Here is a 24,893-nt window from a genome sequence, read left to right as displayed (position 1 = left end):
GGCGAGAGCGACTTAGCTCTCGCCCTCAGCAGAGAGATTAAAGCAATGACAAAACAAACTGTAGTTGTCGCACTTGGTGGAAACGCCCTACTTCGCCGCGGTGAACCGCTAGAGGCCGAAGTGCAACGTCAGAACATCGAAATTGCCGTCAAAGCTATTGCGGAAATAGCCGAGCAATACAATGTCGTGCTGGTGCATGGCAATGGCCCACAGGTCGGTTTGCTGGCTCTACAAGGCTTGGAATACAAAAAGGTAGCACCATATCCACTGGATGTTCTGGGCAGTGAAACGCAAGGCATGATTGGTTACATGCTGATGCAAGAGTTCAAAAACCAAATGCCGAACGTCAACGCGACTTGCATGTTAACGCAGATGACAGTCGACCCAAATGACCCGGCATTTGACAATCCAACCAAACCTATCGGCCCGATTTACCAAGAAGCAGAGGCGCGTGAACTGGCAGAGAAGTACCATTGGACCATCAAACCTGACGGCCAGCACTTCCGCCGCGTTGTACCTAGCCCACAGCCAACAGGCATCGTCGAAAATGAAGCCATCACTAAGCTCATCGATGAAGGCCACTTAGTGATTTGTACTGGCGGCGGCGGCATCCCAGTCAAAAAAGAAAATGGCAAACTGGTCGGTGTTGAAGCAGTGATTGACAAGGACATGTCCGCCGCATTCCTTGCCAAGCAGCTAAACGCTGATGCTCTACTCATCCTTACTGATGCGGACGCGGTTTACCTCGATTGGGGCAAGCCTACCCAACAGGCGCTGCGCAGCACTCACCCATCCGAATTAGCGCAGTACCAATTTGATGCTGGCTCAATGGGACCAAAAATAGAAGCATCATGCGAGTTCGTCCAACAAGGCGGCAAAGTGGTCGGTATCGGCGCACTGGAAGATGGTTTACGCATTCTTCAGGGCACGGCAGGCACCAATATCACTCAGGGCTAATACCAATCAGCTCTATCTTACGCTAGGGCTGAGATAAAACATTCACTCAAATTCATTACTGCACTTTCTTACCTCTTTCCCTGCAACGAGAAAGTGCACATCGATAAGAAGGAAAACATCATGGCTTTCAATCTACGTAACCGTAACTTCCTAAAACTATTAGACTTTACTCCACGTGAAATTCAACACATGTTGGACCTATCCGTCGAGTTGAAAAAAGCGAAATACAACGGCTATGAGCAACCTCGCCTGAAAGGCAAAAACATCGCTCTGATCTTCGAGAAAACATCAACTCGTACCCGCTGTGCCTTTGAAGTTGCGGCTTTTGACCAAGGTGCTCAAGTTTCATACTTAGGCCCAACAGGCTCTCAGATTGGTCACAAAGAATCGATGAAAGATACCGCTCGCGTTTTAGGCCGAATGTACGATGGTATCGAGTACCGTGGATTTGGTCAGGAAATTGTCGAAGAGCTGGGCGCTTACGCAGGTGTACCAGTATGGAATGGCCTGACCGATGAGTTCCACCCGACGCAAATTCTCGCTGACTTCCTGACTATGATGGAACATGGCCGTGGCAAACAGCTACACGAAATGAAGTTTGCCTACCTAGGTGATGCACGCAACAACATGGGCAACTCTCTGATGGTTGGCGCCGCTAAGATGGGCATGGATATTCGTCTCGTCGCGCCTAAGCAGTTCTGGCCAGAAGAAGCCCTTGTGGCACAGTGCCGTGAGATCGCTGCAACAACCGGTGCGAAAATTACCCTGACTGAAGAGGTTCAAGAAGGCGTTCAAGGTTGTGATTACCTGTACACTGATGTGTGGGTATCGATGGGCGAAGCAAAAGAAGCCTGGGCAGAGCGTATCAACCTCATGCTGCCTTACCAAGTCAACATGGACATGATCAAAGCAACTGGTAACCCTCATGTGAAATTCATGCACTGCCTACCTGCCTTCCACGGCGAAGATACCACGGTAGGTAAACAGCTTGCTGAAGAGTACCCAATGCTGAAAAACGGCTGTGAAGTAACTGATGAAGTGGTTGAATCGGACTACTCTATCGTGTTCGACGAAGCGGAAAACCGTATGCACACCATCAAAGCGGTGATGGTCGCAACACTGGGTGACTAATAATATCGATTAAAAGTAATCATACTCGAATAGACAGAGTATTGTTTGCAGGGAAATGCGGGTGGCATTCATCATGTAGTAAAAACATGCTGAATAAAGCCCGCATTTTTTTTCATACTCACGAGCTCATCATTCTCCTCAATGCAAGAGGGCACAACCGCTGCAAACGTGTTGCTAAAATAGGCGAAATACGAATAAAAATCCAATTTATGAATACTTTACGCAAACGCTTGCGTTGGCTTTTTTTGTCCGTATAATCCTCCGCAATTTGTCTTCGGAGGATCAAAATGAACCTGTCAGCAACCACTCAATGTTGGCTTAACTTATGCCCTGACTCAGGGACATGTGTGGTTTCATTTTGTTCTATCGATCCTTTTCAAGCCTCCTATTTAGGGGGCTTTTTTTTTGTCTGAAATTTACATCAACCCATGGATTAACAATCCACATCGGTTGGACAAACTCACCTATTGAGACGAGGAAACATTGCGATGGCGCATTCGTTATTTAACAAGCACATTATCTCCATTCCTGAGCTCAGCCGCAGCGAGCTAGAGCTTATCGTCGACACCGCGGCTAGGCTAAAAGCCGAGCCAAACCCGACACTGCTTAAAAACAAAGTGGTCGCCAGCTGCTTCTTTGAACCTTCCACGCGCACCAGACTGTCATTTGAAACGGCGGTGCAGCGTCTTGGCGGCACAATCATTGGCTTCGACAATGGTGGCAACACGTCACTGGCGAAAAAGGGTGAGACACTGGCCGATTCGGTACAGGTGATAGCCTCTTATGTCGATGCCTTTGTGATGCGTCATCCACAAGAAGGCGCAGCGCGTTTGGCGTCCGAGTTTTCTAATGGCGTACCTGTGGTTAACGGCGGTGACGGCGCAAATCAGCATCCAACTCAGACTCTGCTGGACTTGTTTTCTATCTACGAAACCCAAGGCACGCTCGACAACCTCAATGTCGCATTTGTTGGCGACCTTAAATACGGCCGAACCGTTCACTCTCTGACTCAGGCACTGGCCAAATTCAACAACGTTCGCTTCTTCTTTATCGCTCCTGAAGCGTTGGCGATGCCCGATTACATCTGTGAAGAACTCGAAGAAGCTGGCATCAAATTCAGTATGCACAACAACATCGAAGACGTCGTACCGGAGCTTGATGTCCTGTATATGACGCGTGTACAGAAAGAGCGCTTTGATGAGTCTGAATACGCTCATATCAAGTCAGCGTTCATTCTCACCGCCGATACGCTAAAAGAGGCTCGTGACAATCTTAAGGTTCTTCACCCGTTGCCACGCGTCGATGAAATCACAACAGACGTCGATAAAACACCACACGCTTACTATTTTGAGCAGGCTGAAAACGGTGTCTATGCGCGTGAAGCCTTACTTGCCCTTGTTCTAAGTGAAACCCTTTAATTGCAGGAGAATTACCATGGTGAAAGCAACTCAACTACAAGTAGAAGCCATTCGTAACGGCAGCGTGATTGACCATATTCCTGCTAACGTTGGCATTAAAGTGCTCAAACTATTTAAAATGCACAAGACCAATCAACGCATTACCATAGGTCTCAACTTACCTTCTTCGGCGCTCGGCGAGAAAGACCTTATCAAGATTGAAAATGTTTATTTGACCAAAGAGCAGGCCAACCGATTAGCTCTGTATGCGCCGAAAGCGACCGTAAACCAGATTGAAGAATATCAGGTGGTCAATAAACTCACTTTAGCGCTTCCAGAACATATTCATAGTGTCTTTGAGTGTCCAAACAGTAATTGTATTTCGCACGGGGAACCTGTCGAAAGCCACTTTAAAGTGCAGCAGAAACAGCATCACGTTCAGCTCAAATGTCATTACTGTGAAAAGGTATTCTCACGCGAAATCATGGCAGAAGCCCGCTAATCAGCCCCGATCGCCGCTCTATAAAAGCATTGTGGATATTTATTCCTATCTCAGAATAAATATCCACACACAACAGAATTATCAACCAATAGAATCGCAAATTAATAGTTATTAATTGGTGATCCCTTTCAAAAAGCCACACTTTATTTGGTGGTAAGATACTCTGAATAAACATCTTAAGTCACCAAAGAAGTGACAGCTCAATGTCTGAGGCACTACTAAGGAAAGAAGTGCTGAAGGTCGCAAGGAAGAGTTATCTCTACGTCATGTTTTAAGGAGTTCGCATGAGTGAAACTCTCAATCTAGTTTCAGTAAATTATGCTGAAGACAAAACCCTGACTGCAGCCTGTAAACGCCTGCTTCAACAACAGAGCTTTACCACTCAAAATGAGTTACGCGAAGCACTGGTTGATATCGGCTTTGATGGTATCAGCCAATCGACTGTCTCGCGTCTACTGTCTCAGCTTGGGGTGGTTAAGGTTCAGAATGCCTGTGGTAAAAAGGTGTATTGCATCACCGTTGAAACCGCACCTGTACGTGTTGAATCGTCAATTTCTTCACAAATTGAATTCATTACCCACAATCAGGCGATGGTGGTGGTTAAAACTCACCCTGGCAGTGCTCAGCTCGTCGCAAGATTGGTCGACATCGACCCACACACTGAAATTCTTGGTACCGTAGGGGGTAACGACACCGTCTTAGTGATACCAAAAGACATCGCTCATATTGATGCCTGCGAAAGAGTGGTGCGTACCCGACTCGGCGTGGCCTAAACCTTTCCGATGTTGTCGATACTTAAGTCAGGCATCGGCCTGACTTAAGCTTTTGAATTGGCGATATTTGTCGGAGTGTGAAACTTATTCCCCCTTTCCCCTGTCTGATTGAGTTAAACTGATGAAAATTTAACTCAAGTGACTTTTCTATGCGTGCCGTCTTTTCACTGATCCTATTATGCCTGACTGTAGCATCTGCTCCTGCCTTGGCGCTTTTCGAGCAGTCTAACTCTGCACCAAGCTTCGGAAATCAGACCAATACTTTTGTCCCTGTCGATCAAGCTTTTCCATTTAACGCCTATCAACAAGGCGATAGGGTTTTCCTCGACTGGCAAGTCAAACAGGATTACTACCTCTACCAGCACCGTTTATCGGTCAGTGGTGAACAAGTCAACGTTGGCAAGCTGAAAATGGAAGATGGTCAGCCCTACCAAGACGAGTTTTTCGGTGAGGTCAACATCTATACGACGCCCCTATTTGTCGAAGTGCCTTTGGCCGATTATCAGGATGGCGCGCGTTTGATTGTCCAGTATCAGGGCTGTGCAAAAGCTGGCTTTTGCTACCCACCAGAGACCCGCGTGGTTGACTTAACCAGTTTCCAATCCAGCGCTGGTGACGAATCGGCGCCATCAGATAGCACAAGTTCTGCACCAACAGACACTCCAGCCAAGCCGTCACAGCCGGTTTCTCAGGAGTCAAGCCTAGCATCTAGCCTAAGTGATAGCTGGTGGACACCATTACTGTTTTTAGCACTGGGTGTTGGTCTTGCGTTTACACCTTGCGTGCTGCCGATGTATCCGATTTTGACCAGTATTGTGCTCGGCAGCGGCAAACTGAGCCACGGCCGAGCATTGGGCTTGGCGTTTATTTACGTTCAAGGGATGGCTCTCACTTACACCTTATTGGGATTGGTTGTCGCCTCTGCGGGTATGCAGTTTCAGGCTGCCATGCAACACCCTTACGTCCTGATTGGTTTGAGCATCATGTTTGTTGCCCTTGCGCTATCAATGTTTGGTGCCTACACCATTCAACTGCCAAGTGCAGTACAGACGTGGCTGAATAACCTAAGTAACAAACAACAAGGCGGCAGCTCACTGGGCGTATTCGCGATGGGGGCGATTTCAGGATTAGTCTGTTCGCCTTGTACCACAGCGCCCCTTTCAGGCGCACTACTATACGTCGCACAAAGCGGTGACTTACTCACGGGCGGCGTCGCACTGTATGCTCTAGCGCTGGGCATGGGCATCCCGCTGATGTTGGTTGCGGTATTTGGTAACAAACTACTGCCAAAAGCGGGGAACTGGATGGACAGAGTAAAAACCCTGTTTGGTTTTATTTTACTTGCCGCGCCAATCTTCTTACTTGAGCGCATCTTACCAGAAACATGGGCGACTGGATTATGGTCAGCGCTGGGGCTAGCTGCTTTTGGCTGGCTATACCATGTTAAAAACTCACTGCCATTTGGTGGCTGGAAACAAAGTGCGGTCGGTATCATTGCGGTTCTTGGCTTATTTGCCTCAGCGCAGCCCGCACTCAACTACTGGTTTGGTGGTCATACAGAGCAAGCGCAGCCTAGTATTCAATTTACACGCATTACCACCGTGGATGATCTCAACACCCAATTAGAGCAAGCTAAGCTGGCGGGCAAACCTGTGATGCTCGACTTCTATGCTGACTGGTGTGTGGCGTGTAAAGAGTTCGAAAAGTACACCTTCCACCAGCCTGATGTGGAAGCAAAGTTGCGCAATTTTGTACTGTTACAAGCCGATGTCACTAAGAATCTACCGCAAGATATTCAACTGCTAAAACAGATGAATGTACTCGGTCTACCGACAATCGAATTTTGGGATGCCAGCGGCCAACATGTCTCCAACGCCAGAGTCACCGGATTTATGCAGGCAGAGCCGTTTTTACAACACCTTAGCGCCCATCGCTTGTAGGGGCTATCTCGTTTCACTCAACGCCAGTCTGATGACTGGCGTTTTTGCCTCTTGAGCAGTTAAAAGCAATTTGGCGATAAAACCCGATACAGTTCAGACTTTTAGGCTATGAATATTGTTCATACTCTCAAAGGTGACAATAATTCTTTTAAGCAAACTTTTATAGCAGTAAACGTCATGGATTCGACCTACACCATTATCATCGCCGACGATCACCCTTTGTTTCGCAATGCGCTGTTTCAGTCCGTGCATATGGCGATTAGTGGTGCCAATTTATTGGAAGCGGATTCCCTCGATGCACTTTTGGCAGTTTTGGCCAAGGAAGACGACCCCGACCTGCTGCTCCTTGATCTAAAAATGCCCGGCGCCAACGGCATGTCAGGGTTGATTCAACTAAGAGCAGAATATCCAGACCTGCCGATTGTGGTCGTGTCCGCTAGTGAAGAAGCGTCTGTCGTGACGCAAGTAAAAAGCCATGGAGCGTTTGGTTTTATCCCTAAATCAAGCGACATGCGAGAATTGGTCAGTGCCTTGAATCAGGTCTTGAGCGGCGAACCTTTCTTTCCAGAAGGTTCCATCACCAACAGTGCGGCCTGCAATGACTTAGCAGATAAAATTGCCACTTTAACGCCTCAACAATACAAAGTACTCGGAATGTTATCCGATGGTCTGCTAAACAAGCAGATTGCATATGAGTTAAATGTTTCTGAGGCCACCATCAAAGCCCACATGACAGCTATCTTTAGAAAGTTAGGTGTGAAAAGCCGCACTCAGGCTGTAATTTTACTTCAGCAGCTAGAATCTGAATCTTAATATTCTTTTTCACACTATCTCGATCATTTATCTGCTAAGATAGGCAAGTCGTTCATTCGTTCGACTTGTTCATCCCTCTGTTTCACTAACTCTGGGAGTCATATCATTGCTTAGCGTATTGATCACTCAATTTGTCGTTCTCTGGGCCGTCATCGATCCAATTGGATCCGTTCCAGTTTATCTGTCCCAAACTCAACACCTCACTGCCAAACAACGCCGTCTAGTGGCGCTAAAAGCGGTGGGTATCTCAGCAGGCGTGCTTCTGTTCTTCCTTATCGCAGGTCAGTTGCTTCTGGATGCGATGCAGATTCCTCTACCTGCATTTCAGGCTGCCGGTGGCTTAGTACTCTTGCTGTTCGCCCTAACAATGATTTTTGGTGAATCTAAACCTGAACAGGAAACTAAGCTGTCAGAAGAAGTCAGCCACTCGGATTTGGCCGATTTAGCCGTCTACCCGCTTGCCATCCCCTCGATTGCGTCTCCGGGTGCAATGATGGCGATCGTGATGCTGACCGATAATCACCGTTATTCTATGGTCGACCAAGGTATCACCGCTGCAGTAATGGTAGGTGTTCTTTTAATCACTTTGCTCTTGCTATTAGGTGCGACGCATATCCAGAAATGGATCGGCAATGTCGGGGCTGCAATCATCAGTCGTGTAATGGGGCTCATCCTTGCAGCAGTGGCACTAAATAACCTGCTCTTGGGTATCAAAGATTTCTACCTAGGGTAAATTATTTTACAAAGTCATCAATAATTCATTAGACCTTTGGCTAATTTAACAATGAATTAACATCACAAGAATCTATCATTTAAATCCTAAGCGCCTTATTTTGAGGCGCTTTTTGTTTTTCTCTACACGACTAAAGTTGAAAAGAGTTCTCGCTATTACCTTGCTAGAGTTGATAGTGAAACATTTTCTTAACAACACAATCAATCGTAAGGAGGCGGCAATGGCGTTTGAAAGTCAGGAACGAGCCAAGGCCTACTGGGATAAAAATGTAAAACTGATGATCAGCTTAATGGTTGTCTGGTTTGTCGTTTCTTTTGGCTGCGGCATTCTATTTGTCGACGAGCTTAATCAATTTCAGATAGGTGGCTATAAACTGGGCTTCTGGTTTGCACAACAAGGCTCCATCTATACCTTTCTAGGCATTATTTTCTACTACGCGTGGAAGATGCGCCAGATCGATCGCGAATTTGATGTGGACGAATAAGGAGCAGCTTAGATGGATTTGAAAACAATCACTTATCTCGTTGTAGGTGCCACTTTTATCCTTTATATCGGTATCGCAATTTGGGCACGCGCGGGATCAACTAAAGAGTTCTATGTAGCAGGTGGTGGGGTTAACCCAATCGCCAACGGCATGGCAACGGCCGCGGACTGGATGTCTGCTGCTTCCTTCATTTCAATGGCAGGCCTTATCGCCTTTATGGGCTACGGAGGTTCCGTATTCCTGATGGGGTGGACAGGTGGTTATGTACTACTCGCGCTTCTCTTAGCGCCTTACCTGCGTAAGTTTGGTAAGTTCACGGTACCTGAGTTTGTTGGTGAACGTTTCTACTCAAATACTGCCCGTATTGTTGCGGTCGTGTGTCTGATCATCGCATCAGTAACGTACGTCATCGGCCAGATGAAAGGGGTTGGTGTAGCCTTCGGCCGATTCCTTGAAGTAGACTACTCGACGGGTCTCCTGATCGGTATGTGTATTGTCTTTATGTACGCGGTGATGGGCGGCATGAAAGGTATTACCTATACTCAGATTGCTCAATACTGTGTACTGATTCTTGCGTACACCATTCCAGCTATCTTTATCTCGCTGCAGCTCACCGGAAACCCAATTCCACAAATTGGTCTCGGTAGTACCATGGCCGGAACAGATGTCTATCTGCTCGATCGACTTGACCAAGTAGTGACCGAACTTGGCTTCAGTGAATATACCACCCAAGTCCGTGGCGATACCCTGAACATGTTCGTTTACACCATGTCTCTGATGATAGGTACTGCCGGTCTGCCACACGTCATCATCCGATTCTTTACCGTACCGAAAGTGCGTGATGCGCGAACTTCAGCGGGTTGGGCTCTCGTCTTTATCGCCATTCTATACACGACTGCACCTGCGGTATCAGCAATGGCACGTCTAAACCTAATGGATACGGTTAACCCAGCTCCGGGGCAGAGTCTGGCTTACGATGAACGCCCTGACTGGTTCAAAAACTGGGAAAAAACTGGTCTACTTGGCTTTGATGACAAAAATGGTGATGGCAACATCCAATACACATCAAATGCTGAAACCAATGAGCTAAAAGTTGACCGTGACATCATGGTGCTGGCTAACCCAGAAATTGCCAAGTTACCTAACTGGGTCATTGCACTGGTGGCTGCTGGTGGCTTAGCCGCAGCACTGTCTACTGCTGCTGGTCTGCTGCTCGCAATATCATCGGCGATATCTCATGACTTAATCAAAGGTGTGATTAATCCGAACATCTCTGAGAAGAAAGAACTGATGGCTAGCCGAATATCCATGGCGGTCGCGATTGCTGTCGCGGGTTATCTAGGACTCAATCCGCCTGGCTTTGCTGCTGGTACGGTGGCACTGGCCTTCGGTCTGGCTGCTTCGTCCATCTTCCCAGCCTTGATGATGGGTATTTTCAGCAAGAACATCAACAAAGAAGGCGCGATTGCTGGCATGATTGCAGGTATCACGATCACACTGTTCTACGTATTCCAGCACAAAGGTATCCTGTTCATCGCGGACTGGACATACCTAGAAAGCTGGGGCAGCAACTGGTTCCTTGGTATCGAGCCTAATGCCTTCGGTGCCATTGGTGCGCTATTCAACTTCCTAGTTGCATTCGCGGTATCGAAAGTCACGGCAGAAACACCACAAGAAGTGAAGGATTTGGTCGAACATGTTCGCTTCCCAGCTGGCGCTGGAGATGCGGTAGACCACTAATCAACACTTAACATTGAAAGCCCCTCACGGGACGACCCGTCCGGGGCTTTTTTATTGCGCTTAATTCAGTTACCGTAGTTTCGAAATGTTATCGCAAGGAAGCCAAGATGTTCAAAAATAAGCACTTTATTGTCGCTCTTTTGATTGCCCCGATTCTGTCCATTATTGCCTATTTTGGCACTGACATGGCAGTCAGCGAAAAACCTCATGCTGCGAAAGAAGGCCAGAGTTACAAGCTGGCCAGCAAATCAAACTGTCGCTACACCAGTGGTTTATGCGATATGGAAAACGGGGACTTTAAAGTCAAGTTCCGATCTGAAAGGCTCACCGAAGACAGTCTTGAACTGTCATTGCATGCTGCGCATGCTCTTCAAGGGGTTAAGCTCTCTTTGGTTAGTAGCGAAAATCAGAACGCACAACCAATCGACATGCAGCCAGCCGACCAAGCAGGGCAGGACTGGTACATCAGACTACCTAAACCCACCTCAGCGGACAACTGGTTGAGAGTGGCCATTCAATCTGATGGCACCTTATATTATGGGGAAACACAAACCGTATTTGTAAAATACGAAACACTGTTTACGGAATAGAGAGACGCGGAGACAAAGAGCAAGGTTGATGCCATTGCATCAGCCCAGCTCTTTTTGATGCCCTATTTCGGCTCTGGTCCATACTGGTTATTGCCTTGATGGCCCTTGAGAAAACCACACTCAATAAGAATCCAAATGCCACACGCCAATGCAGCCAGAGAACTTAGGGCTTGAAGCATTGTAGACTGCGGCATCTGTGTTGGATCACCAGTTGGTAGCGTCATACGACCTATCACCAATGGGACATTGAGTAGTAGCCACCAACTGGACTTGCCTCTATCATGCCAGCGCTTGGCTGTAATGGCCAAATCCGGCACCAGAACCACAATCAAAAATAGTGGCAGTAACAGGTGCGCCATACTTGGAAACAGCGCATTCATACCCGTTGCAAAACCAATGATCAATGCGTAATAAACCACATTCCATATCCAGTAGGCTTTACGTCCTACTCGGCCTTGAAATGAAAACAACAGTTCTTTGATAGACATGACGACTTACCTAAAAATCAAAAATGTTAATTGACCACTTTTTGAAAACACTCTTTGTCCATATCTCGGATATTGACCGTTAGACTATGCACGTGACTTGCTTGCTCCTGCAACACATCCATTAACTGGCGTGAAAGGTCGCGCTTTTGCTCCGCTGTTCTGCCATCAAGCAGTTCAAAACTAATATGAATAAAGTCGACGTTATCGCCATCTTCTCCAATCAGCCAATTATGGCAGCGTAGCGCTCGGGATTTCACGGAAGGTACGTCAAAAAGCCCGCATTGAAGCGTCACTTGATGCAGGTCCTCCAATAGACCTTGTACATTCACGCGTTCATCGACGGAGTTAGAGTATTCCATTACTAAATTTGGCATTGTAGTCCTCAAATGTAAGAGAGTTTCAAAAAATCACTAAAATACTCCGCCACTATTACCAATTTCCACTGCGGTTTCCGAGTACAAAACCAGCATAATGCTTTACAGATCACTCAGTACAACAGAGCTTATACCAATTATGCGCTGTCACAACTTTATTCATTGCGTCAGAACCGATCAAGACATGATACTAGTCATGATTTGATGAGTTTAATCTGTTATATTCCTACGAAGATTTTTTACATTAATGAACTTTCTACATTAAATACAAAGGGAGATATTCCTATGCGTCGTCCTGTAGTGATGGGTAACTGGAAACTTAACGGCAGCAAAGCAATGGTAAAAGAGTTGCTAACTGGCCTTAACGCGGAACTTGAAGGTGTTGAAGGTGTTGACGTAGCCGTAGCTCCACCAGCGCTTTACATTGACCTTGCTGAGCGCGTTATCGCAGAAGGCGGTAACAAGATCATCCTAGGTGCACAGAACACTGACCTAAACAACAGCGGTGCATTCACTGGCGATATGTCTCCAGAAATGCTGAAAGACTTTGGTGCATCTCACATCATTATCGGCCACTCTGAGCGTCGTGAATACCACAACGAATCTGATGAGTTCATCGCGAAGAAATTTGCTTTCCTAAAAGAGAACGGCCTGAAGCCTGTTTTCTGTATCGGTGAATCAGAAGCTCAAAACGAAGCGGGTGAAACAGAAGCAGTCTGTGCTCGTCAAATTAACGCCGTGATCGATGCATACGGTGTTGAAGCACTCAACGATGCGATCATCGCATACGAACCAATCTGGGCTATCGGTACTGGTAAAGCAGCAACTGCTGAAGATGCACAGCGCATCCACGCTTCTATCCGTGCACTAATCGCAGAGAAAAGCGCAGCAGTCGCTGAGCAAGTTATCATCCAATACGGTGGTTCTGTTAAGCCAGAAAACGCTGAAGCTTACTTCTCACAACCAGACATCGATGGTGCTCTAGTGGGCGGTGCTTCTCTAGACGCTAAGAGCTTTGCAGCAATCGCTAAAGCAGCGGCAGCAGCGAAAGCGTAATTTTTCCTTTAGGAAAACTCTTATTGAGGTCAGCGCAAGCTGGCCTTTTTTGTGTCTCACACATCAATCAAGTATCCTACGCTTTTCGCCCCAAGAGTAGTGGTTTCGAATGCAGGATAAGCACGGCCTTTTGACTGGCCCCATCCCTCTCGTGCTCCGTCAGATGACCATTCCGATGACTTTCGGCATGGTAGCTATTCTGATGTTCAACTTGGTGGATACCTTTTTTATCTCTCTGCTCGGGACTGAAGCCCTTGCTGCCATCAGCTACACTTTCCCGGTGACCTTTGCGGTCAACTGCATCACGATGGGGATTGGTGTCGGCCTATCAGCCAATATCGGCCGCCTGCTCGGGCAAGGACAATCCGAAGATGCAGCACGCTTCTCAAGTCATGGACTCGCGCTAGCGGTGACTTTAGTCGCTTTTGCATCTGGCTTAGGTTACTTCACCATTGACCCATTGTTCCTAGCACTCGGTGCAGAACAAGAACTGCTGCCCCTGATAAACCAGTATATGCACATCTGGTACTTGACGATTCCATTACTTGTCGTCCCCATGGCAGGCAATAGCGCAATTCGTGCCACAGGAGATACCAAAACACCTGCCAAAATCATGATGCTGGCGGGCTTGATCAATGGTGTGCTCGATCCGTTACTGATTTTTGGTTATGGGCCATTTCCAGAGCTGGGGATTCAGGGTGCCGCCATCGCCAGTGCCCTAAGTTGGTTTGGCGCCTTAATCGGCTCACTGTATGTGTTGGTGAAAAGAGAAAAGCTTCTCGCCTTACCCCGCTTCAAAACGCTATGGGCTGACTGGCGACAAATCCTAAAAATTGGCACTCCGGCAGCGCTCTCCAACGCGATGAACCCTTTGTCCGGTGCCATTCTGATGATGCTACTCTCCAGTCACGGCACCGCGGCAGTGGCCGCTTATGGTGCAGCCCAGCGTGTGGAATCTATCCTTATCATTGTTTTGATGTCGCTCACCTCTACCTTAACACCATTCATTGCTCAAAATGTCGGGGCCAATAACCCTCAACGTAGCTTCGCTGGGCTATTTCTCAGCATGCGTTTTTCACTGCTGTTCCAGTTCGGGATTTTTGTCATGATGGTTCCGCTGAGCATTCCACTGGCAGCTTTATTTTCACAGGAACAAGCGGTGAAAGACCTGTTATGGCACTATTTGCTTGTCGTGCCATTCAGTTATGGGTTTCAGGGGATCGTCATGATGCTGGTGTCTAGCCTGAACGCGCTGCATGAGCCACTCAAAGCATTCCAATGGAGCTTTATGCGCCTATTCGCCTTTACCTTGCCTTGCGCATGGATGGGTAGCTACTTGTACGATATTGAAGGGCTATTTATAGGTATTGCGCTCGGCAATATATTGGGCGGCATTCTGGGTTATCTTTACGCGTTGAGAGTCCGACGCCAATTCTTAGCAGAAACCACATAGCAAAACACCGACCTTGAAGGTCGGTGTTTTTTGATTCTTTACTTTACCATTTAGTCGGCGATAAGCTCATCTTCTTCGTCGGTGTCGAGCTCAACATCCAATGGCTCTTGAGACAAGATAACACCAGTATTATCGGCGTAAAGGTAATCTTCGGGAATGAAAGTAACTCCCCCGAAATTGACGGGTACATCTACCTCGCCTACATTCTGCGATACCGCCCCAACAGGGATTGAGGCCAAAGCTTGAATGCCGACATTCATGTCTTCGAGATCATCAACCTCACGCACACAGCCATAAACGATCAAACCTTCCCATTCGTTTTCTTCAGCCAGTGACGCCAGTTCTGCATCAATCAAAGCACGGCGTAATGAGCCACCTCCATCAATCAGCAGAACACGACCTAGGCCATCTTGTTCGAGCACTTCTCGAATCAGACCGTTGTCTTCAAAACACTTCACCGTCGTGATTTGTCCGGCAAATGAGGCACTGCCGCCAAAATTGCTAAACATAGGTTCTACTACATCCACTTGTTCTGAGTAAATATCACATAAAGCCGACGTATTGTATTCCATAGTGTTCCTTCCCATACGGTTCGTCATCTCCATCGAGTATATAGAGAGATCAAGTCATTGCAATGACAAGGCTCAATTAACTGGCCAGAGTTTGAGCTATAACCACACCAGCAAACAACAAGTTAGTGACCAGAGAGCACTTCACAATAACTGGCATCATCGGGGCGATCTGCGCAGGCTGCTGTGCTTGCCATACGGCTTTGCCGTGTCTGTAAATTACCAATACGCTCAACAAAAACGGAACGCTCAGCCAGACAGACGCAGGCTGAAGCAGCAGGTACACAATAAACGCAAAGACAGCGCCAGCTAATAATAGTGCGTGATAATGCTTAGCATTTTTCTGCCCAAGACGAACAGCAACCGTGCGCTTTCCGCACTCTTCGTCGTTTTCAATATCCCGCATATTGTTGATGTTCAATACCGCGACTGCGAGTAAACCACAGCCTACCGAGGGCAAAACCAGCAAAGGTGCAATAAGGCCAGTGTGCAGAAAGAAGGTCCCAGCTACACCAAGCAAACCAAAGAATATGAATACTGATACATCACCGAGCCCCACATAACCATAAGGCTTATTCCCGACCGTATAAGCGATAGCAGCAACGATAGCCAGTATACCTAAGCCAATAAAAGTCAGAATGCTTTGCAGACTATCAAGCGCGTAAAAAACCAAAGCTAGCCCAGCAATGATGGTCAAGCCAACATTAATCACAATCGCCAGCCTCATATCTGCCTGAGTCACTGCACCGGATTGTACAGCGCGCGTAGGGCCAAGGCGTTTGTCGTTGTCAGTGCCTTTTATCGCATCACCATAATCGTTCGCTAAGTTGGATAGGATCTGCAATAAAGTGGCCGTGACAAAGGCTAAAACGCCAATCACCCAAGAAAAATGATGAGTAGAATATGCCAGCACACTACCGGTTAATATCGATACTAGTGCCAATGGCAGCGTTTTTGGTCGAGCGGCGTCGAGCCAGATACGTAAAGACTGTTTCATACTGACTAGTGTAGTCTCATTGTAGAGTACAAGAATTGTGGCACATCAAAGTTCACGTAGAAACAAAAAAGGCCACCGACGTGACCTTTTCTAAATCATGAGTAAGTGTACGCTTACTTAACGCGACCTACGTATTCACCAGAACGAGTGTCTACTTTGATCACTTCACCAATAGAGATGAACAGAGGTACTCGTACTACGGCACCTGTCGTTAGTGTTGCTGGCTTACCGCCCGTACCTTGCGTGTCACCCTTAAGGCCAGGATCAGTATCCGTTACTTCCAGCTCAACGAAGTTTGGTGGTGTCACAACAATAGGGTTGCCGTTCCAAAGAGTCAGCATACAAGAGTCGTTTTCAACCAACCACTTCGCATTTTCGCCAACGGCTTTGACATCCGCTGCAATTTGTTCGAATGTTTCGTTGTTCATGAAGTGGTAGAATTCACCGTCGTTGTACAGGTAGTCCAGATCGATATCCATGACGTCTGCAACTTCTACCGTGTCGCCTGACTTGAATGTCTTCTCTAGAACTTTGCCTGAAAGCAGTTTACGGATTTTAACGCGGTTAAATGCCTGACCTTTGCCTGGTTTTACATACTCGTTTTCGAGAATGACACAAGGCTCATTATCAAGCATAATTTTAAGACCGCCTTTGAATTCATTCGTGCTAACAGTAGCCATTTTTTCCTCTTACCATTCTTCGAGTTAAATTTAATGCCGCACATCATAACCCGAAAAGTCGAATCTGTTGAGCAAAACTGGCTCAAACAGCTAGCGAATGGGATCTCTGATCCTGAAAAACTTCTACTACAACTGGAAATTGATCCTTCTCCCTGGCAAGGCGGATTTGAAGCGCGCAAACTGTTCGCCCAACGAGTCCCACAAAGTTTTGTGGATCGAATGGAGAAAGGCAATCCGTTGGATCCTTTGCTGCGTCAGGTTTTACCACTCTCAGAAGAGTTTGACGTACATTCTGGCTACTCTAATGATCCTTTGGAAGAACAGGACAACCAAATACCAGGTCTACTACACAAATACCGCAACCGGGCCTTGATGATCGTAAAAGGTGGTTGCGCGATCAATTGCCGCTATTGCTTTCGTCGTCACTTCCCTTACAGCGAAAACAAAGGCAGTAAATCGGTATGGGCTAAGAGCTTAGATTATATACGCCAACACCCAGAGCTGAATGAAATCATTCTTTCAGGAGGGGATCCTCTGATGGCAAAAGATGAGGAGCTACGTTGGTTGATCGATCAAATAGCGGATATCCAACATATTATGCGGCTGAGAATTCATTCTCGCTTGCCCGTTGTGATCCCAGACCGAATAACCACCTCGCTGGCTGAATTGCTTATGACGACCCGTTTGCAGGTGATTATGGTCACGCACATCAATCACGCCAATGAGATCAATCAACAGCTGATAAATGCTTTAAGTACGCTAAAGCACTCGGGTGTGACTTTGCTAAACCAGGGCGTAATGCTCAAAGGCGTCAATGACAGCGTTGAGGCTCAAGTTGCGCTCAGCGAAGCACTCTTCGATGCGGGTGTGCTGCCCTACTACATGCACGTATTGGACAAGGTGCAAGGTGCAGCGCACTTTTTTGTTTCAGACCAACAAGCTAAACAGATCATGGCAGGGGTCATTGAACGAGTGTCCGGTTATCTAGTCCCTAAGTTAACCAGAGAAATCGGCGGCCGAAACAGCAAAACGCCATTAGATCTGCATTTAGAATGATGGTGAAAAGCAAACTAGGTTTTACTCTAATTGACTAGGTAAGCGTAATTATTGCAATCGGTATTTTGGCCGTGATGGCTTTGTCTTCCATCGGTTAACGGCTATTTATCCTAAAGATAAATATCTTTTGTTCGCCTAAACCGAAGCCACTCGGCATACTCCGCGGTTTAGGAGAATACTATGCACATTTTGCCAGATCCCTTGCTCGACCTTGGTCCATTTAATTGGAGTGCCCTCTTGTGCTGCGCATTCAATGGCCTGCTAATTGGTGCCGAACGTCAAACACGAGGTAAACCTGTCGGGATCAGGACTTCCATTCTAATCATCGCTGGTACTTACCTTTTTATGTCGATGGCAGTCTCTCTTTCACCTAATACTTTAGATCAAGCACGGGTGCTAGGTCAGATCATTACCGGTGTTGGCTTCTTAGGCGCTGGTGTGATGATGACATTAGATGGCAAAATTCATGGCGTAACGTCGGCTGCCGTGATTTGGTTACTGGCAGCATTAGGACTAATGATTGGTCTCGGCTATTCGCAGCAATCTGTTGTTCTTACGGGACTAGCACTGGTTGTTCTGTTAGGAGTCGATAAAGCCGAGAATCGAATTAAAGCCTTACGTCGGGGTGTGCATCAGAAAATTCAGCAGCGCAAGCGTTCAAATGTCAGAAAGAAAAATGCTTCGAACTAAGCATAAAAAAACCACCCAATTGGGTGGTTTTTATCAATTCATTGCCGTTTAAAACAACTCTTCCGCAACTTTGTACAGGTCTTCACGTACAGGGCGCTGCATGTTTTCAATGGCATCGATAATATCATGGTGAACCAGCTGCTCTTTCTGGATACCGACACAACGACCGCCATGGCCATCCATAAGAAGATGAACGGCGTAGTTGCCCATACGAGATGCAAGAACACGGTCAAATGCCGTTGGGCGACCACCACGCTGGATGTGACCAAGAACCGTTGCACGAGTTTCGCGACCCGTTGCCGTTTCAATCTCTTTCGCCAGTTCGTTAGCATCCATCATCAGTTCAGTCAGTGCAATAATGGCGTGCTTCTTACCTTTTTTTGATACCGTCCTGAATGTTGTTGATAAGCTTCTCTTTATCTAGACCAGTTTCAGGGGTGATGATGTACTCACAACCACCAGCAATCGCCGACATCAGAGTCAGGTCACCACAATGGCGGCCCATAATCTCAACAATAGAAATGCGCTGGTGAGAAGAAGAAGTGTCACGTAGGCGGTCAATGGCATCGATAACGGTATTCAAAGCGGTCAGGTAACCGATTGTGTAATCCGTACCAGCAATATCATTATCGATAGTGCCCGGCAAGCCAACGCATGGGTAACCCATTTCAGTCAGCTTCTTTGCTCCCATATAAGAACCATCACCACCGACGACAACCAACGCTTCGATACCATGCTTCTTCAGGTTTTCAATCGCTTTCTCACGAACAGCCACCTCTTTAAATTCAGGGAAACGAGCTGAACCTAGGAAAGTACCGCCTTTGTTGATCACATCAGATACACTTGAACGATCAAGCTTCTCGATACGGTCTTCATAAAGGCCTAGGTACCCGTCATAAACGCCGTACACTTCTAAACCTTCCGATAGAGCTGTACGTACCACACCTCGAACTGCTGCGTTCATGCCTGGTGCGTCACCGCCACTTGTCAAAACACCGATCTTCTTAATCATGCTCACCCTCGATTTTTTTGGGAATCTTATTTCAACTTTTACGTCAGCAATTTACAAATAAATTCCCGACAAGATTCTTATAGCTGCGCAATATGTTACCTTGACGCCCAAGGAATACTACTTTTATTTGCACAGAATTATGTAACTTTTCTACTTATGTAAGAGTATTACAGCTTTGCGCTGCCACTGGTTTGATACATATCAGAATACCAACGAATTGTGCGCTCGATGAAAAGATAGACAATAAACGGCTCATTGTCGCTTGAGGTAATATCTCGAGAGCCACACTACCAATCTTGAGCCTTTTGATTTTTCTCCGGCCCGAGCACTACAGAATAGGGATCCTGATGGATAAGTACATCAGCATGTGGGAACTGCTCCATCAGCCGACTCTCAACCAGATCAGAGATGCGATGCGCTTCAATCAGAGGAATCTGATCTTCGAGTTCTAAATGCAACTGAATAAAGCGTGTCGGCCCCGACATACGGGTTCTTAGTTGGTGCACACCGAGAACTTCTTCGACAGATAAACAACACGCTCTGATTTGTTCCAACTCTTCATCCGGTAACTTTCGGTCCAGCAATGTCTGAATCGCTTCTCTCACCATTTGAACAGCACTATACAAAATGTATAGACCAATACCCACAGCAAACACAGCATCCGCTTGAGTAACCCCAAACCAACTCAGCCCTAATGCCAACATGATCGCTGCGTTCATGTATAAATCTGACTGATAATGCAAGGAGTCTGCAGCAATCGCCTGACTGCCGGTTTGTCTAACAACGTGTTTCTGGAACTGCACCAAAGCAAAAGTGACAGCAATGGCGAATAGACTCACGTACACCCCATACTCGGGAGATTGCAACTCATGAGGCCTGAAGAAGCGCTCAATACCATTGAGGATCAAAAAGACGGCAGAGCCAGAAATAAACATCGCCTGAGCCAATGCAGCCAAAGACTCAGCTTTACCGTGGCCATAGGTGTGCTCCCTATCGGCTGGTTGGAGTGAATACCTGACAACAAAAAGGTTGACCAAAGACGCTGCAATATCAAGCATAGAGTCGATTAATGAAGCGAGTAAGCTGACCGACCCCGTAACCCACCAAGCGGCCAGTTTTACCACCAGCAGTAGAGTGGCAACAATCGTAGCTGTCCAAGCAGCCAGTGTCACCAAGCGTGCATATTCGTGTTTCATAAAGTAAAGCGTTTGAAAAACATTACCTTAAGTATAACGCGACAATTGTTGAATAAAAATGATACAAAAAAGCGGCCCATCGGCCGCTGCTGTTATCGCTCTATGCTTCACTGTCACTCAGGCGCTCTTGCATCTTGTTGAACCGCTTTTCCGCACGCTCTTTTTGCAGTTCTACGTATTTGGTTTTCTGTTCTGGAGTAAGGATACTCAGCATCTGATGTTGTTTTTCCAGCATTTTCACTTTACGTTCAGTCTGTTGTTCTACCATTTGCTTAGCCAGTTCGTTCGCGGCCACCTGATCAAATGTATCTGCGAGCACCAAAGCTTGTAACTTTTCTTTGTTGGCTTGCATTTTAGCATGGTGAGCTTCGAAGTTTTGTTTAAACTCGGCTTTCATCTGTGTTTTAGACGTTTCACGCAACGCTTTTATTTGCTCTTTCTGTGCATCTGTTAAATCAAGCTGACGCATGATGCCGCGATCAAAACCAAACTCACCGTGAGAACCTTTTTTATGATCTTTAGCAGCTAAAGCACTCGCTGTACCCAGAGTCAGAGGAAGAATCATCGCCGCCAATAACAGTTTCTTTGCAGTTTTCATAATCGTACCTTTCATATCCAGAGGAATGGAATCAAGCTGTCTATACAGCGCTTGAGTGTAGAATACGAACTGCAACGTAAAGTGACGTCTAGAGAGCGTAAATAATCGTAAAGAGCAAAATTTAGACTAAAGCTCTCAACGAATAATCAGTAATATTAGCTTAACCGATAAGATAGAGAGATATATTCCATGACAAATATCCTATTGATTGACGACGACACAGAACTGACTGGTTTACTTAAAGAAGTACTGACGTTCGAAGGTTACAATGTATCTGAAGCCAATGACGGAGAAGCAGGACTTGCGGCGATTTGTGACGATATAGATTTAGTTCTGCTGGATGTCATGATGCCTAAACTCAACGGTATGGAAACCCTCAAACGCCTACGAGAAAACTGGCAGACTCCAGTATTGATGTTGACAGCGAAAGGTGAAGAAATAGATAGAGTGATTGGATTAGAGCTTGGAGCCGACGATTACTTGCCAAAACCTTTCAGCGATCGTGAACTGCTGGCCCGCATCCGCGCAATATTACGTCGTACGCAAACAAAAAGCGTGGCTAAAAATAGCGACTGTGTTCATTATCAGGACATCAAAATTTATCCCGGTAAGCAGGAAGCGTATTGTCAGGAACAATACTTAGAGCTAACCACAACCGAGTTTGCGCTGCTTAGTCACTTCGTCCAGCATCCAGGAGAAACCTTGACCAAAGAAACTCTGAGTTTAGATGTTCTGGGTAAACGGCTAGCCGCTTTTGACCGCGCCATAGATATGCATGTTTCAAATCTGAGGAAAAAACTACCGGACCGTCAAGATGGTAAATCACGAATCAAAACCTTGCGCGGGCGAGGTTATTTGTTAGTTGAGGAAGATTAATGCGTCTACCTAAGATCACTAGCCTCTACGGACGTATCTTCGCCATTTTTTGGTTTACCATGTTTCTCGTTCTGATCGCTGTGTTGTCTCTACCTCATCTAGACCCAAGAAAATCAAGAGATATACCCGCAGAACATTACAAAAAGCTGTTAGCAACCAAGACAAAGATCGAGCAGCGCTTTGCTGGCGAAACAGATCTACGCCGGATTATATTCTATTTAGAAGGGCGTAAGCGTCCTCCAAGAGATCCCCGCCCACACTTTGTCTTAACGGATCTAGAAGGCAATATTCTGACCACTCGCGATCGTAAAGACTTCAAGCTCAAAGCGGTGCAAAATTTTATTACCAGTATCGAAGATCCTGAGTATCCAAAACAAAAACTCTATGGACACTACATGGTTGCAGGGCCATTACCAATCACACTGGCTCAGAAGGATCTGTTGATGTACATAGGCGTCAAATGGAATCAACCCTCTCCTTTCCTGATTCGACTGTTTGATAAACCTTTCCAGTTACTGCTTGCCGTAATGCTGGTCAGTACACCTTTGTTATTGTGGCTTGCATGGGCGCTGAGCCAGCCAGCAAGAAAGCTAGAACTCGCCGCTAAACGCGTAGCAAATGGAGAATTCAGTGTTGATCCACAACTGGAGAAAGGCACCTCCGAATTTCGCCAAGCGGGTAAAAGTTTTAACCAGATGGTTGAGGCAGTAAACCAGATGATTTCAGGTCAGCAACGCTTACTGTCTGATATTTCACACGAGCTTCGCTCGCCATTAACACGCTTACGAATGGCCACCGCTCTTGCTGCTCGAAAACAAGGAGAAAGCCCTGAGCTCACTCGGATTGACACTGAAGCACAAAGACTGGAGCAGATGATTGGGGAATTGTTAGAGCTGTCACGCATGCAGGTCGATAGCCATGTCGAACGCGAGCAGCAACCTATTATCAGCTTATGGGAGGCCATTCTTTCTGATGCCCAGTTTGAAGCAGAACAGATGAATAAATCATTCCGCTATGATGATATTCCTGAGCGCACAATTTCAGGGAACCCCAAATTGCTCATGAGTGCTGTAGACAATATTGTTCGCAATGCTATTTACTATGGCAAAGATGTTATTCAAGTGTCGCTCAACGTCCAAACAGATCAACTCACTATTGCCGTCGATGACAATGGCGAAGGTGTGCCTGAACATGAACTCGAAGCGATTTTCCGACCTTTTTACCGCGTTTCAACCGCACGAGATCGTCACAGTGGAGGCACGGGATTAGGGTTGGCCATTACCGAAAACGCCATCCGCCAGCACAGCGGAACTATTCGTGCTCTACGCAGCCAGCTTGGTGGGCTTCGCGTAGAGGTGATCCTGCCGCTGACACCAGAGAAATAACCTTATAAAAATACAGTTGATAATAGATCTCATTATCATTTAAAGTAAATCCTTCAATTACGGAGGATTTACTATGTCTCATACTTTCCCAGAGTTGCCTTACGCTTACGACTCACTAGAACCTTATATTGATGCCAAAACCATGGAAGTCCATTACAGTAAGCATCACCGCACTTACTTTGATAAGTTTGTAACAGCGGTCAAAGGGACTGAACTGGAAAATGCCTCACTGAAAGATATCTTTGCCAACATCTCCAAATATTCTCCCGCCGTCCGTAACAATGGCGGTGGTTACTACAACCATATCCTTTACTGGAATTGTATGGCCCCTGATGCCGGTGGCGAGCCGACTGGTGAGTTAGCTAAACAAATCAACGCCACCTTTGGAAACTTCGAACAGTTTAAATCTCTGTTCTCTGATGCAGCGATCAATACATTTGGTTCTGGTTTTGCCTGGCTAGTTGTGAAAGACGGCAAGCTACACATTGCATCCACCAGCAATCAGGACAACCCTTTAATGGATGTTGCGAGCGTTCAAGGTGAGCCTATTTTGGCGCTGGATGTATGGGAACACGCTTACTACATTAGCTATCAAAACCGTCGACCTGAATACATTGACGCTTGGTGGAATGTAGTGAACTGGGATGCTGTCAGTGAAAACTATGCCATTGCGTTAGCTCAAAACGCTTAAAAAAACGCACTACTTCATACTTGGCGGCATTTGAAAGCCGCCTTATACTGCTTAGCTTCCAAGCAAATGATAAGAAGTTAACGCTATGTTCGATATCGCCCTCTATGAGCCTGAAATTGCCCCAAACACAGGTAACATCATTCGCCTATGTGCCAATTGCGGTGCCAATTTGCATCTCATCGAGCCACTAGGATTTGATCTAGAAGAGAAAAAAGTACGCCGCGCTGGCTTGGACTATCACGACCTTGCACGTGTCACTCGTCATACGAATTATCAGGCGTTTGTCGAGTATCTAGAAAGAGAGCGCGATAACTATCGCATCTTCGCTTGCACAACAAAAACCACGGGGCACCACGTTGATGCCAATTTCCAGAAAGGTGACGTACTGCTATTTGGCCCTGAAACTCGGGGGCTGCCCGCTGAATTGATTGAAAGCATGCCGATGGCGCAGCGGATCCGCATTCCTATGATGCCGGACGCTCGCAGCCTGAACTTATCTAACGCGGTCGCCATTATTGCTTTTGAAGCTTGGCGCCAGATGGGATTTGAAGGTGCACAGTAGAGCGAAGTTAAGGATCGACCTCTGTCATCCTCAAGAGAGAGGCACGAACGAATTGGGGATCTCTTAAAGTGAGTCGAATACTAATAGGGATTCCCTACTCGCTCCTGCGTCACTCTATGGAATGACACGATACTGGAATAAAAAACGGAC

26 protein-coding genes and 1 pseudogene are annotated in these 24,893 nt (G+C 46.7%); 19 read left to right on the top strand and 8 right to left on the bottom strand.

Features of this window, described 5'->3' with window-relative positions:
- Positions 1-45 precede the first annotated feature (45 nt).
- From arcC to KW548_03210, 11 genes are all read left to right on the top strand, one after another.
- On the top strand, positions 46-957 hold the full coding sequence (arcC, locus tag KW548_03260) for a carbamate kinase (GenBank protein ID QXX07107.1): 912 nt from the start codon (positions 46-48) through the stop codon (positions 955-957).
- Positions 958-1,077: 120 nt separating this feature from the next.
- On the top strand, positions 1,078-2,088 hold the full coding sequence (locus KW548_03255) for an ornithine carbamoyltransferase (protein ID QXX07106.1): 1,011 nt from the start codon (positions 1,078-1,080) through the stop codon (positions 2,086-2,088).
- A gap of 488 nt (positions 2,089-2,576) precedes the next feature.
- Entirely contained in the window at positions 2,577-3,506 is a 930-nt protein-coding gene (gene pyrB, locus KW548_03250; GenBank protein QXX07105.1) for an aspartate carbamoyltransferase, read from the top strand.
- Positions 3,507-3,522: 16 nt separating this feature from the next.
- The gene (pyrI, locus tag KW548_03245) at positions 3,523-3,987 is read left to right on the top strand and encodes an aspartate carbamoyltransferase regulatory subunit (protein QXX07104.1); all 465 of its coding nucleotides are present in this window, start codon (positions 3,523-3,525) and stop codon (positions 3,985-3,987) included.
- A 284-nt stretch (positions 3,988-4,271) separates the two neighbouring features.
- On the top strand, positions 4,272-4,760 hold the full coding sequence (locus tag KW548_03240; GenBank protein QXX07103.1) for an arginine repressor: 489 nt from the start codon (positions 4,272-4,274) through the stop codon (positions 4,758-4,760).
- Positions 4,761-4,909: 149 nt separating this feature from the next.
- Positions 4,910-6,700 carry a protein-disulfide reductase DsbD gene (locus KW548_03235; protein QXX07102.1) on the top strand — a complete coding sequence of 597 codons (1,791 nt, stop codon included), beginning with the start codon at positions 4,910-4,912 and terminating at the stop codon, positions 6,698-6,700.
- Between the two features lie 177 nt (positions 6,701-6,877).
- Positions 6,878-7,513: a response regulator transcription factor gene (locus tag KW548_03230; GenBank protein QXX07963.1), complete on the top strand. Its 636-nt coding sequence runs from the start codon at positions 6,878-6,880 to the stop codon at positions 7,511-7,513.
- 106 nt (positions 7,514-7,619) lie between these two features.
- Positions 7,620-8,246, top strand: a complete 627-nt coding sequence (locus KW548_03225) for a MarC family protein (protein QXX07101.1) — start codon at positions 7,620-7,622, stop codon at positions 8,244-8,246.
- 220 nt (positions 8,247-8,466) lie between these two features.
- Positions 8,467-8,730, top strand: coding sequence for a DUF4212 domain-containing protein (locus KW548_03220; GenBank protein QXX07100.1), 264 nt, complete (start codon positions 8,467-8,469; stop codon positions 8,728-8,730).
- 12 nt (positions 8,731-8,742) lie between these two features.
- Positions 8,743-10,470 (top strand): cation acetate symporter, encoded by a 1,728-nt coding sequence (locus KW548_03215; protein ID QXX07099.1) that lies wholly within the window; start codon positions 8,743-8,745, stop codon positions 10,468-10,470.
- Between the two features lie 107 nt (positions 10,471-10,577).
- Complete coding sequence (locus KW548_03210; GenBank protein ID QXX07098.1) at positions 10,578-11,060, top strand: hypothetical protein; 483 nt, start codon at positions 10,578-10,580, stop codon at positions 11,058-11,060.
- Between the two features lie 62 nt (positions 11,061-11,122).
- On the opposite strand, the gene KW548_03205 is transcribed toward KW548_03210, so the two are convergent.
- Positions 11,123-11,548, bottom strand: a complete 426-nt coding sequence (locus KW548_03205; protein ID QXX07097.1) for a DUF805 domain-containing protein — start codon at positions 11,546-11,548, stop codon at positions 11,123-11,125.
- 26 nt (positions 11,549-11,574) lie between these two features.
- Positions 11,575-11,922, bottom strand: a complete 348-nt coding sequence (locus tag KW548_03200) for a 5-carboxymethyl-2-hydroxymuconate isomerase (GenBank protein QXX07096.1) — start codon at positions 11,920-11,922, stop codon at positions 11,575-11,577.
- Positions 11,923-12,207: 285 nt separating this feature from the next.
- On the opposite strand from KW548_03200, the gene tpiA reads away from it, so the two are divergent.
- Positions 12,208-12,978 carry a triose-phosphate isomerase gene (gene tpiA, locus KW548_03195; GenBank protein ID QXX07095.1) on the top strand — a complete coding sequence of 257 codons (771 nt, stop codon included), beginning with the start codon at positions 12,208-12,210 and terminating at the stop codon, positions 12,976-12,978.
- Positions 12,979-13,087: 109 nt separating this feature from the next.
- Entirely contained in the window at positions 13,088-14,431 is a 1,344-nt protein-coding gene (locus KW548_03190; protein QXX07094.1) for an MATE family efflux transporter, read from the top strand.
- Between the two features lie 50 nt (positions 14,432-14,481).
- Here KW548_03190 and rraA read toward each other — a convergent pair whose 3' ends face one another.
- The 3 genes from rraA to efp form a co-directional block, all read right to left on the bottom strand.
- A complete protein-coding gene (rraA, locus tag KW548_03185) occupies positions 14,482-15,003 on the bottom strand; it encodes a ribonuclease E activity regulator RraA (protein ID QXX07093.1) in 522 nt (173 codons plus the stop codon).
- A gap of 76 nt (positions 15,004-15,079) precedes the next feature.
- Positions 15,080-15,997, bottom strand: coding sequence for a 1,4-dihydroxy-2-naphthoate polyprenyltransferase (locus KW548_03180; protein ID QXX07092.1), 918 nt, complete (start codon positions 15,995-15,997; stop codon positions 15,080-15,082).
- Positions 15,998-16,110: 113 nt separating this feature from the next.
- Entirely contained in the window at positions 16,111-16,677 is a 567-nt protein-coding gene (gene efp / locus KW548_03175; protein QXX07091.1) for an elongation factor P, read from the bottom strand.
- A gap of 33 nt (positions 16,678-16,710) precedes the next feature.
- Here efp and epmB point away from each other — a divergent pair, with 33 nt between their 5' ends.
- Complete coding sequence (gene epmB, locus KW548_03170) at positions 16,711-17,733, top strand: EF-P beta-lysylation protein EpmB (protein QXX07090.1); 1,023 nt, start codon at positions 16,711-16,713, stop codon at positions 17,731-17,733.
- Between the two features lie 180 nt (positions 17,734-17,913).
- Positions 17,914-18,423: an MgtC/SapB family protein gene (locus KW548_03165; GenBank protein ID QXX07089.1), complete on the top strand. Its 510-nt coding sequence runs from the start codon at positions 17,914-17,916 to the stop codon at positions 18,421-18,423.
- A 48-nt stretch (positions 18,424-18,471) separates the two neighbouring features.
- Here KW548_03165 and pfkA read toward each other — a convergent pair.
- The 3 genes and pseudogenes from pfkA to KW548_03150 all read right to left on the bottom strand — a co-directional run bounded on the left by pfkA (position 18,472) and on the right by KW548_03150 (position 21,229).
- Positions 18,472-19,435 (bottom strand): annotated as a pseudogene (pfkA, locus tag KW548_03160) (6-phosphofructokinase).
- 287 nt (positions 19,436-19,722) lie between these two features.
- A complete protein-coding gene (fieF, locus tag KW548_03155; protein ID QXX07088.1) occupies positions 19,723-20,631 on the bottom strand; it encodes a CDF family cation-efflux transporter FieF in 909 nt (302 codons plus the stop codon).
- 100 nt (positions 20,632-20,731) lie between these two features.
- Positions 20,732-21,229 carry a CpxP family protein gene (locus tag KW548_03150; GenBank protein QXX07087.1) on the bottom strand — a complete coding sequence of 166 codons (498 nt, stop codon included), beginning with the start codon at positions 21,227-21,229 and terminating at the stop codon, positions 20,732-20,734.
- A 189-nt stretch (positions 21,230-21,418) separates the two neighbouring features.
- On the opposite strand from KW548_03150, the gene KW548_03145 reads away from it, so the two are divergent.
- The 4 genes from KW548_03145 (at position 21,419) to trmL (ending at position 24,743) form a co-directional block, all read left to right on the top strand.
- Positions 21,419-22,105, top strand: a complete 687-nt coding sequence (locus tag KW548_03145) for a response regulator (protein QXX07086.1) — start codon at positions 21,419-21,421, stop codon at positions 22,103-22,105.
- Complete coding sequence (gene cpxA, locus KW548_03140) at positions 22,105-23,490, top strand: envelope stress sensor histidine kinase CpxA (protein ID QXX07085.1); 1,386 nt, start codon at positions 22,105-22,107, stop codon at positions 23,488-23,490. Before KW548_03145 ends, cpxA begins: the two co-directional genes overlap by 1 nt.
- Before the next feature lie 73 nt (positions 23,491-23,563).
- Positions 23,564-24,181: a superoxide dismutase gene (locus KW548_03135; GenBank protein ID QXX07084.1), complete on the top strand. Its 618-nt coding sequence runs from the start codon at positions 23,564-23,566 to the stop codon at positions 24,179-24,181.
- 85 nt (positions 24,182-24,266) lie between these two features.
- On the top strand, positions 24,267-24,743 hold the full coding sequence (gene trmL / locus KW548_03130) for a tRNA (uridine(34)/cytosine(34)/5-carboxymethylaminomethyluridine(34)-2'-O)-methyltransferase TrmL (GenBank protein ID QXX07083.1): 477 nt from the start codon (positions 24,267-24,269) through the stop codon (positions 24,741-24,743).
- The last annotated feature ends 150 nt before the right edge of the window (positions 24,744-24,893 follow it).

This window comes from Vibrio neptunius (assembly GCA_019339365.1).
Taxonomy (GTDB): Bacteria; Pseudomonadota; Gammaproteobacteria; order Enterobacterales; family Vibrionaceae; genus Vibrio; species Vibrio neptunius.
This window is presented reverse-complemented; position numbering and strand designations above follow the sequence as displayed.